Origin of the sequence: Streptomyces sp. NPDC051219, assembly GCF_040682335.1 — a bacterium.
In the GTDB taxonomy this organism is placed as follows: domain Bacteria; phylum Actinomycetota; class Actinomycetes; order Streptomycetales; family Streptomycetaceae; genus Streptomyces.
This window is the reverse complement of record NZ_JBFBAS010000044.1, coordinates 14180-27878: the sequence shown is the minus strand read 5'-3', so window position 1 is coordinate 27878 and position 13699 is coordinate 14180. Positions and strand designations below refer to the sequence as shown.

The following is a 13699-nucleotide window of genomic DNA, read 5'->3' as shown; positions in this document are numbered from 1 at the left end:
CGCGGCGACACATACGCGCCAGAGACGGCCCCACCGGCTTGTCAGAACGCGTTGCGCAGTCGCAGCCGCAGCGGGTTGCCGTCCGGATGGGATCGGGCATGTGAGGGGGCAGTGGGTCCGAGTGGGTGTCCTCGCGGTGCAGCCTTTCGCGCAGCCGGGACAGCGGGCTGCGGCTGAGGGGCGCCGGGGTCCGTCCAGCGTTCCCGGAAGACGGCCTAGATATCGCCGACCGCCGGGCCCCGGATCGCGAGCTGGATGTCGTGCCAGGGCGGATGCGGTCCGTATGCGTCGGCGATGGGCTGGGCGCGTTCGTCGCCGCAGTGGTCGATGTCGTCGTTGCGGCTGCGGGACAGGTCGATGCCACCGATGTACGCGGCGTCGAGCGCGGGCGCCCGGGATGGCGCAGGACGACGCGCTTTGGTGGTGCGAGCCGCCGGGACAAACTCGCATGTCCAGCAGGTACTCGCCGCCCCCGCCCGGACCTCCTTACCAAGGTGGCGGTTCTCCTCCTCGCTGTCGCGTAGCACGGGGCCGATCTCGGTCCCGGGGCCCACGAGCCGCTCGTCGGGATCGCCGCGCCAGTCGGTGAACAGCAGCAGGTCTCCGGCCCGCAGAGCGCGGACGGCGGCCAGCAGCTCGGCGAAGTACGTCGCGCCGTGGACCAATGGGCGCGCTTCGTTGCCGACCGACCATGCCGTCCCGTCGGGGCGTCGACGGTCCAGGCGGGTGACGGGATTGCCCCGCTCACTGGCCGTCAGCAGCCAGTCGGTGGGTTCCACGGAACGGCACCTCCGACCTGCGCCCCCAGGGCCCCACGTGTGCTTCCAGCGGTCTGTTTCGTACCATTCTCGGGCCGACGACCCCGTGGATCGACATCTGCGCCAACCCGCGGGAGGCCGTCGTGACCACCGTAATGCCCCCGCTGGCTCCGACCGGCAGACTACGCCTGGCGCGGTGCGTCCCGGACGACGACCGGCCGTTGAGGCGGGTCGCGGGACGCTTCCGGGCCAGCCACACCACCGCCGCCCGCTGGGGAGGGCCACTACCGGCTCTGGGGGCCGAGTACATGCACGACCGGTCCAGCCGCCTGCACCGCTCACCACGGCGTTTCACCGGACCACAACGAGCAACGGTCGTGCAGCTACGGGCGAGAGCACCGCATCGGCCCCCTGCGGCCGGCCGCACCGGCGTCGCCGCTTCCACCGCCCACCCGGTCCTGACCCGTCAACGCCTGCCGCCCTGGCCGGCACCGACCGGGCCACCGGCGAGCCGGTCCGCCGCTACGAACGCAGCCCTGGCCCGGCGAACTCGTCCACACCGAGTTCAAGAAACTCGGCCGCATGTCCTAAGGAGGCCGACAAAGGGTCCTGGGCCGCGCCGCCGGCAGCCCGAATGGACCAGGGCCCCGGACCGACGCCGTACCCCGGATGTCCCGCATCAGTTTGAGCCGTGGACGGACACGGTATGGACAGCTCCACCGCTCACACGCAGAGGACAGTTCCCATGGACCTGAAGATCGAAGTGATCGTGCTGCCCGTATCCGACACCGACCAGGCCAAGGCCTTCTACGAGAAGCTGGGATTCCGCCTGGACCTCGACACAGGGGCCGGTGGCAACTTCCGGGCCGTGCACTTCACTCCGCCCGGCTCCGGGTGCTCAATCATGTTCGGCGAGGGGATGACCGCCGCCGACCCCGGCTCGGTGCAGGGCCTGTACCTCATCGTCTCCGACATCGAGGCGGCTCGCGCGGAGCTGGCCGACCGGGGCATCGACGTGAGCGACGTCTTCCACGACGCCGGAGGAGTGCTGTTCCACGGTCACGAGGGCGGAGACGTCACCCACCGGCTGGAGGGCCAGGAGCGCCTGGCCGGCCGGCACCCCGAGGGCGCCACCTACTCCTCCTACGCCACCTTCAGCGACCCGGACGGCAACGGCTGGGTCCTGCAGGAGATCACAGAGCGGTTCCCCGGCCGCTGAGGGCACGTCACCCGGCAACCACGGCCCCGCTGCACGCGAATGGCCGGAGCCCCTTTGCTCGGGGTGCCGCAGCGCCATCTCGCCCCAGGCATGAAGGGGTACCCCACGATCTGGGCACCGGCGGCGGTCATGGCCCTGTGGTCCCAGCTCGGACAACAGGGAGCAAGTAACCCGTCGGTAGGTTCTCGGGTTCATCGACGGCGGCGGGCTGCTGGGGCACGCTCGGCGACATGCTGGGCTACCGCGTCGACGCCGGGCCGCGCGTAGCGCTCCAGGGAACGCACCGAGGCGTGGCGGGAGTGCGCGTCCACCCCCTCCAGGTCGTCGAAGTCCTCTGGGCCGGCGAGGGGGGTTGGCCAGCAACCGGGTTCGCCGGAGCACGGTGTGCAGCATGTCGTCGGTGATGACCGGGGCCGGCCGCCGTGCTTGCCCTTGCGGGCCGCGGTGTCGTGCCCTTCGAGCGTCGACTCGCGGATGTTATCCCGTTCGGTCTCCGCCATGGCCGCGAAGAACGCGAACAGCAGGCGGCCGGGACCGCTGGGGTCGTACATCCCCGGCAGGGTCCCGGCGAGCATCTCCAGGACCAGGCCGTGCGCGGTGAGGTGGTCGGCGAGCGCAGTGAGTTCGGCGGCGTCGCGGCCGAGCCGCTTCATCTCGTAGACAGTGAAGATGACGCGGCGAGAAGACCGAGGCGCCTTCCCCGAAGCCAAGACGATGGCGGATGCCATCATCACCTCGCAGACCGCCGAGATCACCAAGATGAAGGACCTGCTCGGCAAGAGCTGACCTGCTCCGGCAGCGGGGTGCGGCGGGCCTATCCGGCCCGCCGCAACCCGCTGCTTTTTCATGTCCCCTCACCCAACGAGGAATACCCCTGGGGGGTAATACGGTTGTGGTGTGGGTCACGGGAACGGGGCCACACTGGGACGGGATTGGGGATGACGGTCATGGACCACAGCGCACACCACACCAGCACCGCTTACGACCACGCCGCACATCAGGCGCACGCGGGCCGCGGCGGCCACGCGCACGCGGGTGCGTCCTGGGGGACGGCGGCGAAGGCGACGCTGCACTGCCTGACCGGATGCGCGATCGGCGAGATCCTCGGCATGGTCATCGGCACCGCCCTGCTGTGGGGCAACGTCGAGACGATGATCCTGGCGATCACCCTCGCATTCGTCTTCGGCTACTCCTTCACCCTGTTCGCCGTCCGGCGGGCCGGCCTGGACTTCAAATCCGCGGTCAAGGTGGCGGTGGCCGCGGACACCGTGTCCATCGCGGTGATGGAGCTCGTCGACAACGGCATCATCGCCCTGACCCCGGGGGCGATGAACGCCCACCTGTCCGACGCCCTGTTCTGGACCGCGCTGCTGGGCGGGTTCGCCGTCGCCTTCGTGATCACCACGCCGGTCAACAAGTGGATGATCGGCCGCGGCAAGGGCCACGCCGTCGTCCACGCCTACCACTGACCACCACCGCTCAACACCGCGCCCGGCCGCACCCTGGAAGGTGCAGCCGGGCGCCTTCGTGTCCAGGGGCGTTAGCTGGAGGTGTACCGGGGGCTCGCGAGGCCGCTCCTGCGAGCAGGCGTGCAACGAACTCTTCGGCGCGCTCGGCTGACCGCACCCAGCGCGACGGGCTCGGGGAACGGGTTCATCGAGGCAGCACGCGCTCTGCTCGCGCTGGCGGCGGCGCCCGTAGCGGGTCACCCCGCGAGGCTAGAACACCGACAGGGCGGCTGACGTCAGCAGAACCAGGAGCGCGGCGGCCGCGTCCGCGAGTTCACCTTCCTCTACACCCACGCCTACACCCACGCCGCCGGAGCCGACAGCGCCTTCGCGCACGTCACCGGCGGCGCCGCCGCCGTGCCGCACTGGTGGCCGCTGAGGCAGACCGCGCTCAACACCACGACGACGAGCCGATGGGCCCGGCGACGACAGCCGACACTCGCACCCGGCCGAAGCATGCGCCTCCGGACACCCGCAGCAGGGCATCGGCCTGCCGGGCCCGCACCTGGTTTGCCTCGGCGAGCGGACTCCCGCCTTCGTCGGCTGACCCGGGAGGACGGCCATCGTCGGCCACAGGCTGGGCGACTCGCCCCGCTGGTGATCGTGGCAGCAGATGCGCAGGTGTGCGCCGGGATCATGCCGACACGGCGGCACGATGGTCGCCGCGGTCCAGGTGGGTCCGCAGCCGGGACCTGCCCTGCATCTCCCGCGCCGGGTTGCCGCCCCACGGCGCCTGCGCGGGAACTTCCTCGCCCTTCATAAGGAACGAGTCAGCGGCAAGCTGTGCGTGGTCGCCGATCGTGGTGCCGTAGTGGACGAACGCACCGACGCCGAGGGTCACGCCCGCGCCGACGGTGGCGCGGTCGCACTTGAAGGCCCCGTCCTCCTGCGAGTGACACTGGATGATGGTCCCGGCGTTGAAGGTGCAGCCGTCGCCGATGGCGACGAGGGTCCGCTCGACCAGTGAGAGGCCGTCGTCGAAGACCCTGCGGCCGATCCTGACGCCCAGCAGCCGCCAGACCACGCTTTTGAATGGGGTGCCGTTGAAGAGCTGCATGTATCGGTGGGTCGTCAGTTTCCAGAAGCGTTCGTGACGCCAGAAGGACGACTCGTAGATCGAGCAGTACAGCGGTTTCACCGGCTGCAAACTTGTGACGACCCGTTCCACCAGCGCGTAGAAGACGACGGTGAACACCAGGGTGGGCAGGCTGGCCAGCGCGATCGCCGGCACTCCGGTGGTGGGGTAGAGGTGGACGGCGGCCATGGCGATGAGGGCGACGACGAAGAAGTGGAACCATCGCATCAGCAGGTACAGGGTCGCGGTGAGCGCGTTGTGCTTGTTCTTGGCGGCCAGGCGGCGGCGCAGTTCGTCGCCTTCGGCAAGGTGGGCGAACTTGTTGTCACGCATCACCGTGCGCGGGATCTCGAAGCTGGGCGAGCCCAGCAGGCCGACGCCCTCGCGGACGGGTCCGTCTATGGGGACCATGACCTTCGTCGCGAGCAGGCAGTTGTCGCCGGTGCGGCCGCGTGAGGGGTAGGCGATGTTGTTGCCGAGGAAGTTGCTCGGCCCGATCGAGGCTGGGGAGAGGCGGAAGGACGTGCTGGAGTAGTCGGCGTTGATGATCGACAGCCCGTCGGCGACCATCGTTCCGCTGCCGACCTGGCTCAGGTAGGGGGTGTCGTGCTTGATCTGCGAGCCGAAGTTGGACCCGGTCTGCTCGATACGGCACAGGTCATATCCGAGGCAGCGCAGGTAGTGGACAATCGCGGAGCTGTCCCCGAAGAGCAGGACGAAGAACCTGACATTACTCATCCGCACCAGTGCCCGCTGAAGGCCGTGGTGGAAGCCGTACAGCGGGTAGACCAACCCCGGCCTGATCGCCCGGCTCAGTATCCGGGGCACCGCATTCACCGCCACCAGACCCATCAGCAGGCCGCCGAAGAAGCCCACCGATGAGGCGATCAGCGCATCGGCGTAGAACCCAGGACTCGTGAAGGCCAGCTCCGGCTCCGGATTCAGCAGCCCCTCCAGCTGCGGCACCGCGGTGAACAGAATGCTCACACCGGCCAGTGTCAGCGGCAGGTACACACCAAGCACGACCAGAAGCTGCGCAACGGTGTAGAGGCACTTGCGCAGGGTGCCGCACGCGGTGGGCTCAACAGCCCGGAAGTCGGTCTCCGTCGGCTGCGCCGGTGAACCGTGCCACGACTCACCGGCCGGGACGGCTTGCCCCGATTGCAGGGACGAGGCGTGCCCGAGCTGGGCCCCGTCGCCCATCGACGTGTCGATGTCGAGGACCGTCTGCTCGCAGACGGTCACGTTCCGCCCAAGGGTGACCGGCCCCGTCTCGATCACCCCGGCATGCGCCCGGTAGCAGGAAAAGAACACGTCCTTGCGGACGACCGTGCCTTCCTCGATGGTGAGCAGGTCGGTGCACACCGGCACGTTCCGGGAGAGGACCGCGACGTCGCGGCCGATGCTCGCACCCAGTGCCCTCAGATACAGCACATACAGCGGCGTACCGGTGAACAGGCGCATTGGACTGGTTCGGATCAGGGTTTTCACGCACCAGAAACGTACGTAGCCAAGACTCCACACCGGGATTCGGCGGGGAGCGAAGCGGCCGATGAGCGTCCACTTGACCACGACAGGAAGGGCGCACAGGCCCACGAAGCTCATGCCGGCGAACAGCGCCGACCGCAGGTATTGGTCAGCTACACCTGAACCGCCCTGGAGCCATTCGTAACCGTGTGTTATCACCAGGGCACCAAGGAAGGACATGCCGAGGAAGATCAGCAGCTGGAGCCCCCCGCACAGAACGTACTGCCGCGTGCGGGCCGCCGCCGGAGCCTCCGCCCCGGTCGCCTCGTCGGCCTCCTCCTCGACCGAGCTACCGGCTATCTCTACGGACGACGGCTCGGCAAGCATCCCGGGCTCCGTCGGGACATGCGAGCGGGACGGATCGGTCTGTGAAATGTCGAGTGCGGCCACCAGGCCCCGGATCGTGGAGTTGCGGTAGATGTCCTTGATCGACACCGACGGCAGATCCTCCCGCTTGCGCACCCGGGCACAGAACTGCGCCATCACGAGGGAGTCGGCGCCCAGGTCGGAGAAGAAGTTGCTGTCGACCGAAACCTGCTCGGTACGCATGACACCCGCCAGCACCTCGGCCAACAGCATCTCGATGTCGGCTGACGCGCCGGTCGGCGACTCAACCACCAGACCGGACGGCGCGTCGGCCTGCGCCCGGGAGGGGCCGGTGTCCGGGAGCGCGGCGGCCAGGCTCCGGATCGTGGAATGCTGGTAGATGTCCTTCATCGACACCGTCGGCAGGCCGTCCCGCTTGCGCACCCGGGCACAGAACTGCGCCATCACGAGGGAGTCGGCGCCCAGGTCGGAGAAGAAGTTGCTGTCGACCGAAACCTGCTCGGTACGCATGACACCCGCCAGCACCTCGGCCAACAGCATCTCGGTACTGGCCGCTGCCGCACCCGTGGCCGTCGTGGTGTCCTCGACGGACGGCGTGCCGGCCGGAGCGGCCGTTGAGCCCTCAACCCTATTGCCGATCACAACAGTTGCCCCTGGACGTTCCGGTCGGCACCGACCCGTGCGGCCCGAGCTCCGGGGACCCGTACCCGAGCAGCCGCGACACTCCGCGCGAAAGTCACAAGGTCACGAGCTCTGGTCTGGTCAGAAATCCACGAAAACATGTGTCGTCACCTGCAGTTAGTGCAGTCCACTGTCGGTTTTCCATCGGAATGGTCCGGGCCCGGCCGCGCATGCAGGGCAGTAACCCCGCCGCGTTTATTCGGCGCCCAACGCTCTTCCCTGCAGGCGGCCCGATCGGACGAGCTCGTCCCGCTACTTGAATTCGGGAAGAACGTCAGGCCGGCTGACCGGTCGAGAGCACGCGCGGCCAACCTGCCAAAATGGCCAGGTCGCGTGCGAGATCGGTCCGCGGCTGCCAGCGCGGACGGAATGGCCGGAACTGAGCCGTGTCCCATTGGCACCACACTTCAGGAAAGATGCTGGTTTCAACCATCCGGCAGGTGTCCAAACCATCCCCGCCGACTGGCGGGGGGCCTCCCGCAGGCCGGGGAACGTGGACCAAGTCCCCAGCATGCCGAGGGCGACATCCTTGCTCTGGATATAGAAGGTGAGGCGAATGATGCCCCGGTTCGGGCCCTTCTCAACCTTGAATTTCACGCGCTGGGATCCAGCCGGCTTGTCTCCCCGATGACCTCGTCGATGAGGTCCTCAATCGGGTCGGTTTACGCGCTTCCCGTGGACCGCCTCTTTTCGCAGCAACATCGACCCCACCGCCTCCTTCCAGCCCGGCACCGCCGCGCTCCGGGAACCGGCAGGGCGGACGACCATGACTACCCGGTAGCGTCGCCGACTTCCAGACCGCAGGAAGAGATGAGGTCGGTGGAGTCTTGATGGGTGAGTCGAGCGGTGGGGCATCGCCCACTGGCCGCGCGTGACCATCAGAGGCCAGAGGCCGCAGCCCCCTCACCGGCGAATCGTGCCGCGGCCACGCCAAGCACCTTCGGGAGCCCCTGCAGCGCCGGGTGACTCGCGCCCCCTCGAGGTCGCTGGGGCGACGACCGCGAAATGTCGCCCCATCCGCACCAGCCGTATGGGATGTCCCTCATCTGGAACACCGAGTCCGGTGAGTGCAGCTTCACAGTCACCGCCTCGCACACAGCACCCGCGAACGATGATCCCGCCGACCCGATCAGCGTGGGTGCGTATCCTTGGGACACCAACGGCGCCAATGACGTCGTGAACCCGGAAGGCTTCGGCCATGACAGCTCTGCCGGGCAATTGGACATCGGCGTGCACGCCGTGAACAGCCTCATGAGGTACTTCCCGGTCGACGACACGATCAAGGTCAAAGCGACGAAGACCTCGATCACAGTGAGCCGGTCGGGAGACCAGCACCCTGACATGAAAGTGGTCCAGTACCGTCCGTCCCCAACCAGATTTGGGAGAACTTTCACGAGTGGCGTGAAAGACCGGGAGTCATCACTATGCGAATCGCGGTTGCAGGTGCGACTGGGAACATCGGGTCCTTTACCGTTGCCGCCCTGGCGCGAGCCGGACACGATGTCGTGCGAATTAGCCGCTCGCTCGGTGTGGACCGGCTCGATGCCGCATTGACCGGTGTCGAAGCGGTTGTCGACGCCACGAATTACACGACAACCGACCGCGATGAGGCGGTGGTGTACTTCGGCACCAGCACGCAGAACATGCTTTCCGCCGAACAGCAAGCCGGTGTCCGTCACCATGTGGTGCTTTCGATCGTCGGGGTAGATCGCATCGAAGGCAACGCACACTATGCCGGCAAGCGAGAGCAGGAGCGCCTGGTTGCCGAGGGCCCGGTGCCATGGACCATCGTTCGAGCCACCCAGTTCCACGACTTCGCCTTGACAGTGACGCGGTGGAGCGAGCAGGACGGCGTCGCCAAGATCCCGCCGCTACTCGTACAGCCGATCGCGCCCGAGGACGTAGGTGATGTCCTCGCCGAGATCGCCACCGGCGCACCGCAGGGGCGGTACCGCGATGTCGCCGGCCCGGAACCACAGGATCTGGTGGACATGGCCCGGCGCACCAATGATGCGTGCGGCCATAGAGTCAAGCTCGTGCCGACGTGGTCGTCGCTGCTTGGCCCCGACATGGCCGGCGACGTCCTCCTGCCCGGCGACGGCGCCCGTATCGCGCCGACCACCTTCGATGAGTGGCTCGCAAAGCAGCGATAAAACCGCCGAAGAGTCCTACCCGCTGCTCCAGGTCAGTCAGGGCCTCGGCGTAGTCGCGTGACGTCTGTTTCGTGATCATGTGAGTCCGAGGAGGGCGAGCGGTCGGTCGCGGGCATTGTGCCGGAGGCCGGCGGCGATGCTGCTCTTCCCGGCGAGGCGAAGGGCGCCGATGGCGAGGTTGCGCCAGGTCGCCATGGCGCGGGGCGCGGATCCGGTTCGCAGCTGGGAGGCGTCCTCGGCGAACGTCACGTCTCGGACGTGGTGCAGGGCTTCGATCTTCCAGTGGCTGCGGATCAGCCGGGCGAGCTCGGCGGGTGTGGCCTGTTCCGCAGTGAGGCTGGTGACCGCGTAGACGGTCTTGATGCTGACCTTGCCGGTCTTGCGGTCCGCTCGGCGGCGCTTGAGCTGGACGGCCTGGCGGGCGCCGGGAAAGAGCAAGCTGTTCACCGTGCACACCTTGATGCGGCGGATCTCGCCGCGGCCGTGGCCGGTGTCGTGGGTGCGGCCCTGCAGCGGGATCTGCTTCCAGGGAAGGGACTTGAGCTGCTTGTGGAGCTTCTTCTGGTTCCTTTTCACGATCACGATGTAGTGCGCGCCTCGGCCGAGCAGGTAGCTGGCGTGCTCGCGCTGGGTGTGCATGGCGTCGCTGGTCACGACCATGCCCGCCAGGTCAGCGAGGGTCTCCAGCAGAGGCTGGAAGCAGGTGACTTCGTTGGTCTTCTCGCCTACGTCGAGTTGGGCCAGGACCAGGCCGGAGAGGTGGTCGCAGGCGGCGAGCAGATGGATCTTGCGGCCCGTGGCCCTGGCCGCTCCGCGCAGGGTCTTGCCGTCGACCGCTACTGCGTGCAGCTGACCGTCGGCCCCAGCGCGCCGGTCGGCCAGCCAGCGGCCCACCGCCCGGTCCAGCGCGTCGCCGTCGATGCGGCCCAGCAGCTGCCGCACCCTCGCCTCCGCTGGCAGGCACCGCTTCGGGGACAGCGGATCGGGCCGTACGCCAAGGCGCTCCAGGACGGACGGCGGGGCGTCGGTGATCCACTCACCCACCGCCAGCAGGGAGGTCGCTCCGGCCAGAACCGCGCACGCGGTCAGCGCGAGCACGACGACCAGAGCGTGCCGTACGCCGCGCGGATCGCGAGGGTCGGGCACCTCGGCCAGTCGCTCCAGCAGGCCCGGGATCTCCTCGGGCACGGCCCCGGGATGATCGCGGAGTTGGTCAAAGGCAGGCGGGATCGGCGATGATGCGTCGGCAGGCACGGTCTTCCACTCGGATCACGGGGCGTCGAGAACTCCATGATCTTGGAAGGGCACGTCATCCGCCTGCGGCGTCCTCGGCCTCCCAGCGCAGCAGGTCGCCCGGCTGGCACTTGAGCACCTCGCAGAGCGCGGCGAGCGTCGCGAAGCGCACCGCCTTGGCGCGGCCGTTCTTGAGTACCGCCAGGTTGGCGGGCGTGATCCCTACGCGGTCCGCGAGCTCGCCCACGGACATCTTCCGCCTGGCCAGCATTACGTCGATGTCGACGGCGATCGGCATCAGATTACCTCGTCCAACTCGGCCTGGATCTGCGCCGCTTCGACGTCGCGCGCGACGGCCTGGGCGAGCAGCATCCGCAGCACAAGCACGATGAGCGCGACCCCCAGAATGGCCACGCCAACCCCGCCCATGATGACGGTGACGCCCGGGTCGTCCCGCTGGCCCGGCGCATTGATGGCCGTGACCGCGAACCACACGAGGGCAGCCGCCACGATCGCGCCGATCACGCCGTCCACGTACCGGAAGGCGGCGTGGGAGAACACGGTTCCGCGTCGCACCATCGCCACCAGCCGCCATACGCAGACCAGGGCGACCTGGACCGACGCCATGCCCAGGATCGTGATCACGCGCAGCGGGGTCAGCGGGAGCGACCCGTCCTCCGGGTCGGTGGCCAACGCCCACACCATCAATGCCTGTACGAACACGGTGCCGGCGAGCACCACCACGAGCACGACCCGCAGCGCACGCACTGTCAGCTTTCCCATGACCCATCCTTCCATCGAGTTGCGATGGTAATCTATCGAATTTCGATAGATGAAACAAGGACTGGGACGGAGGGTGGGCGGCAGTTTCGCACCGTGACGGGACGCCGCCGCCTCCCATGGCATGGTGGTTGCGCGAACCGTCTTGATCTTGTCGAAGTCGGCCTCACTTGAACACAAATCGGACGCCACCCGACTACGCCGAAGCCCTGCCAAGTCAGTGTGTCTCGAATGTGAGCGCGGCGAAGCGCGCCCGCAGCCATTCCTCGTCCAGTGGCGCGAGTGCAGTGGCGATGGCGTGGACCTGGGCCGGATCCTTGAGGGAGACGATGCAGTCGTCGCCTTCGTGGAGGAGCAGCCCTCCCCGGATCGCGTGGGACAGCGGGAAGGCGCCGCCGGTGAAGGTGAGCGTCCCGTCGGTGCACCGAACCACACGTCCGACGCTCAGGCGACGCCGGACACCCTCCCCCACCAGGCCATGCGGTCTGGCCCGCAAGCGTCCGGAGGGACACGCTCACACGGACCGGACCCGGCTGCCCAGCGCATCCCACCGGCACCAGGGCATGACGACGATCAGCACGCCCACCACCAGCCGACACAGGTCGCGAGGGCAGCACTGGGCGCGGGCTTCCCGCGGCAGGCGGTGGACAGCCGGCCCGGTGATGGCAGTGGCCCCGGATGTCCCCGGCGTGGGGGCACCCGGTGCCACATCTGCGCGAGGCCACGGTCAGCGCGGGCACGGCGTCTTTCGCCAGGAGGCGGGTACATGCTCCAGTCGCCTGGAGAATCCGCGAGGAACATAACCCGGTCGTTCTCAGTCAACTTGCCCAGCGAGACCGACCGGTAGAGACGCGGCCACGGGGCGGTGCTCCCGTCGGCCGAACGGTGGCCGCCGAGATCACGGAGGTTATGCAGCCGTTCGAACGAACGTGTCCATGCCCAACGCCCGCCTGTATGGCGCGCCGGGGTTACGGCGTAACTCGGTTCAGGTCGCGCGGGAAGTTGCTGGCGAGCCGGACGTTGGGCAGGTCCAGCAGCCGGCCGAGGAAGCGTTCCAGGCCGAAGGCGAAGCCGCCGTGTGGCGGCATCCCGTGCGCCATCGCGTCGAGGTAGCCCGCGTAGGGGGCAAGGTCGGTCTGCCCCCGGGCCGCCAGCGCCGCGACATAGTCACTGTGCCGGTGCATTCGTTGCGAGCCGCTGAGCAGCTCCAGACCGCGGAAGATGAGGTCGAAGCCCCGCGAGAACCCCGGACGCGCCAGATCTGGGTGGGTGTAGAAGGCCCGGTGCGCTGTGGGGAAGCCGGTGACGAAGACGAAGTCGCTGCCGTGCTCGCGCAGCGCCCACCCACCCAACCAGCGCTCGTGCGCCGGGGCGAGATCCGGCTCGGAGGTGATGTCCTCGCCCGTGGCCTTGGTGTACATCTCGCGCACGTCGGTGAAGTGCACGATGGGAATCTCAGCCGGCAACGCGGGCATCTTGGCCTCGAGCATCTGCATCGACTGCGCGGCAAGGGACTCCACGCCTTCGAGCATGCCGGCCACCGCGCCCTGGCAGGCGGCCATGACCTCGTACTCGTCGCTGATGAATCCCATCTCGGCGTCGAGTGAGGTGTACTCGGCCAAATGGCGCACTGTGTCGTGCGGTTCGGCCCGGAACACCGGTCCGACCTCGAAGACCCGCTCCAGGACACCGACCATGATCTGCTTGTAGAACTGGGGCGACTGGGCCAGGAACGCCCGGCGGCCGAAGTAGTCCAGCCCGAAGACGGTGGCGCCGCTCTCAGTCGCCGTACCCACGATCTTCGGAGTGTGGATCTCGACGAAGGACTGCTCGGTCAGCGCGGTCCGGAATCCCGCCACGGCTGCCGCCCCGATCTTGATCACCGCGGAACGGCGCGGATGGCGCAGCGCGAAGGGGGCATGGTCCAGCAGCGTGGGCAAAGTCGCGCTCAGCTGCGGCCGGAACAGGTCGAACGGTGCCGCCACCGCGGGCTCGGTCAGCGCTTCGATCTGCGGCTCGGTGAGCTCGATGCCGCCGGGGGCGCTCGGGTTGGCGGTCACCGTCGCCACCACCGAGACGGTGGTCTCCTCCGGCAGGGATTCTAGGAGCTCCCGCTGCTGGGGTTCGGTGATCACGATCTGGGCCAGCCCGTCCCGGTCGCGCAGGATCAGAAAGGCCACCGACTTGAGCAGTCTGCGCCGGTGAATCCAGCCAGCCGCCCGCACCGTCTGCCCGAGGTGGCCGTGGAGTTGGGAGGAAAGGATGCGTTGCATGGTGGGTACCTCCTACGGGGATCACAACGCGTGTCCCAGAGAGGTGCGGGCGAGCGGGATCCTCGCGGTACCACCACACCTTCACCCAGCCGCAGCAGGGCCTCATCGCCCTTGACGTGGGCACGGACCGAAGTCCGTTGTGACGGCGGGGTTCTACTGAGCGGT

Annotated in this window: 15 protein-coding genes and 1 pseudogene; 6 read left to right on the top strand and 10 right to left on the bottom strand. The window is 68.2% G+C overall.

From position 1 onward, the window contains the following. Positions 1–215 precede the first annotated feature (215 nt). Entirely contained in the window at positions 216–779 is a 564-nt protein-coding gene (locus AB0M62_RS30805) for a hypothetical protein (RefSeq protein WP_366077619.1), read from the bottom strand. A gap of 134 nt (positions 780–913) precedes the next feature. On the opposite strand from AB0M62_RS30805, the pseudogene AB0M62_RS30800 reads away from it, so the two are divergent. Together AB0M62_RS30800 and AB0M62_RS30795 are read left to right on the top strand one after the other, a co-directional pair. Continuing rightward, positions 914–1346 (top strand): annotated as a pseudogene (locus AB0M62_RS30800) (leucine zipper domain-containing protein); the annotation flags it as partial. A gap of 157 nt (positions 1347–1503) precedes the next feature. After that, positions 1504–1977, top strand: coding sequence for a VOC family protein (locus AB0M62_RS30795; protein WP_366077618.1), 474 nt, complete (start codon positions 1504–1506; stop codon positions 1975–1977). Between the two features lie 191 nt (positions 1978–2168). On the opposite strand, the gene AB0M62_RS30790 is transcribed toward AB0M62_RS30795, so the two are convergent. Next, a complete protein-coding gene (locus AB0M62_RS30790; protein WP_366077617.1) occupies positions 2169–2630 on the bottom strand; it encodes a recombinase family protein in 462 nt (153 codons plus the stop codon). A gap of 16 nt (positions 2631–2646) precedes the next feature. Here AB0M62_RS30790 and AB0M62_RS30785 point away from each other — a divergent pair, with 16 nt between their 5' ends. After that, on the top strand, positions 2647–2763 hold the full coding sequence (locus AB0M62_RS30785) for a hypothetical protein (protein WP_366077615.1): 117 nt from the start codon (positions 2647–2649) through the stop codon (positions 2761–2763). Between the two features lie 161 nt (positions 2764–2924). Further along, positions 2925–3446 (top strand): DUF4396 domain-containing protein, encoded by a 522-nt coding sequence (locus AB0M62_RS30780; protein ID WP_366077614.1) that lies wholly within the window; start codon positions 2925–2927, stop codon positions 3444–3446. A 249-nt stretch (positions 3447–3695) separates the two neighbouring features. On the opposite strand, the gene AB0M62_RS30775 is transcribed toward AB0M62_RS30780, so the two are convergent. Together AB0M62_RS30775 and AB0M62_RS30770 are read right to left on the bottom strand one after the other, a co-directional pair. After that, positions 3696–3821 carry a hypothetical protein gene (locus tag AB0M62_RS30775; RefSeq protein ID WP_366077613.1) on the bottom strand — a complete coding sequence of 42 codons (126 nt, stop codon included), beginning with the start codon at positions 3819–3821 and terminating at the stop codon, positions 3696–3698. Positions 3822–4119: 298 nt separating this feature from the next. Then, positions 4120–6954, bottom strand: coding sequence for a Pls/PosA family non-ribosomal peptide synthetase (locus AB0M62_RS30770; RefSeq protein ID WP_366077636.1), 2835 nt, complete (start codon positions 6952–6954; stop codon positions 4120–4122). Positions 6955–8130: 1176 nt separating this feature from the next. Between AB0M62_RS30770 and AB0M62_RS30765 the strand changes: the two genes are divergently transcribed. Together AB0M62_RS30765 and AB0M62_RS30760 are read left to right on the top strand one after the other, a co-directional pair. Next, a complete protein-coding gene (locus AB0M62_RS30765) occupies positions 8131–8649 on the top strand; it encodes a hypothetical protein (protein ID WP_366077612.1) in 519 nt (172 codons plus the stop codon). Then, on the top strand, positions 8625–9248 hold the full coding sequence (locus AB0M62_RS30760; protein WP_366077611.1) for an NAD(P)H-binding protein: 624 nt from the start codon (positions 8625–8627) through the stop codon (positions 9246–9248). The genes AB0M62_RS30765 and AB0M62_RS30760 overlap by 25 nt, the downstream gene beginning before the upstream one ends. Before the next feature lie 75 nt (positions 9249–9323). Here the strand turns inward: AB0M62_RS30760 and AB0M62_RS30755 are convergent, their stop codons facing one another. From AB0M62_RS30755 to aspS, 6 genes are all read right to left on the bottom strand, one after another. Next, the gene (locus AB0M62_RS30755; protein WP_366077610.1) at positions 9324–10436 is read right to left on the bottom strand and encodes an ISAs1 family transposase; all 1113 of its coding nucleotides are present in this window, start codon (positions 10434–10436) and stop codon (positions 9324–9326) included. Positions 10437–10557: 121 nt separating this feature from the next. Continuing rightward, complete coding sequence (locus AB0M62_RS30750) at positions 10558–10779, bottom strand: helix-turn-helix transcriptional regulator (RefSeq protein WP_010981499.1); 222 nt, start codon at positions 10777–10779, stop codon at positions 10558–10560. Beyond that, positions 10779–11264: a DUF2975 domain-containing protein gene (locus AB0M62_RS30745; protein ID WP_366077609.1), complete on the bottom strand. Its 486-nt coding sequence runs from the start codon at positions 11262–11264 to the stop codon at positions 10779–10781. The genes AB0M62_RS30750 and AB0M62_RS30745 overlap by 1 nt, the downstream gene beginning before the upstream one ends. 214 nt (positions 11265–11478) lie before the next feature. After that, positions 11479–11694 carry a DUF1877 family protein gene (locus tag AB0M62_RS30740; RefSeq protein ID WP_366077608.1) on the bottom strand — a complete coding sequence of 72 codons (216 nt, stop codon included), beginning with the start codon at positions 11692–11694 and terminating at the stop codon, positions 11479–11481. 140 nt (positions 11695–11834) lie between these two features. Continuing rightward, complete coding sequence (locus AB0M62_RS30735) at positions 11835–12176, bottom strand: tyrosine-protein phosphatase (RefSeq protein WP_366077635.1); 342 nt, start codon at positions 12174–12176, stop codon at positions 11835–11837. A 53-nt stretch (positions 12177–12229) separates the two neighbouring features. Continuing rightward, positions 12230–13534: an aspartate--tRNA(Asn) ligase gene (aspS, locus tag AB0M62_RS30730; protein ID WP_366077607.1), complete on the bottom strand. Its 1305-nt coding sequence runs from the start codon at positions 13532–13534 to the stop codon at positions 12230–12232. Between the last annotated feature and the right edge of the window lie 165 nt (positions 13535–13699).

Bases quoted from the DNA above. Each gene is read 5' to 3' on its own strand.
- AB0M62_RS30770 (WP_366077636.1), bottom strand. From the start codon at position 6,954: ATGCTGTTGGCCGAGGTGCTGGCGGGTGTCATGCGTACCGAGCAGGTT.
- AB0M62_RS30785 (WP_366077615.1), top strand. From the start codon at position 2,647: ATGACGCGGCGAGAAGACCGAGGCGCCTTCCCCGAAGCCAAGACGATG.
- AB0M62_RS30790 (WP_366077617.1), bottom strand. From the start codon at position 2,630: ATGAAGCGGCTCGGCCGCGACGCCGCCGAACTCACTGCGCTCGCCGAC.
- AB0M62_RS30795 (WP_366077618.1), top strand. From the start codon at position 1,504: ATGGACCTGAAGATCGAAGTGATCGTGCTGCCCGTATCCGACACCGAC.
- AB0M62_RS30745 (WP_366077609.1), bottom strand. From the start codon at position 11,264: ATGGGAAAGCTGACAGTGCGTGCGCTGCGGGTCGTGCTCGTGGTGGTG.
- aspS (WP_366077607.1), bottom strand. From the start codon at position 13,534: ATGCAACGCATCCTTTCCTCCCAACTCCACGGCCACCTCGGGCAGACG.
- AB0M62_RS30780 (WP_366077614.1), top strand. From the start codon at position 2,925: ATGGACCACAGCGCACACCACACCAGCACCGCTTACGACCACGCCGCA.
- AB0M62_RS30750 (WP_010981499.1), bottom strand. From the start codon at position 10,779: ATGCCGATCGCCGTCGACATCGACGTAATGCTGGCCAGGCGGAAGATG.
- AB0M62_RS30765 (WP_366077612.1), top strand. From the start codon at position 8,131: ATGTCCCTCATCTGGAACACCGAGTCCGGTGAGTGCAGCTTCACAGTC.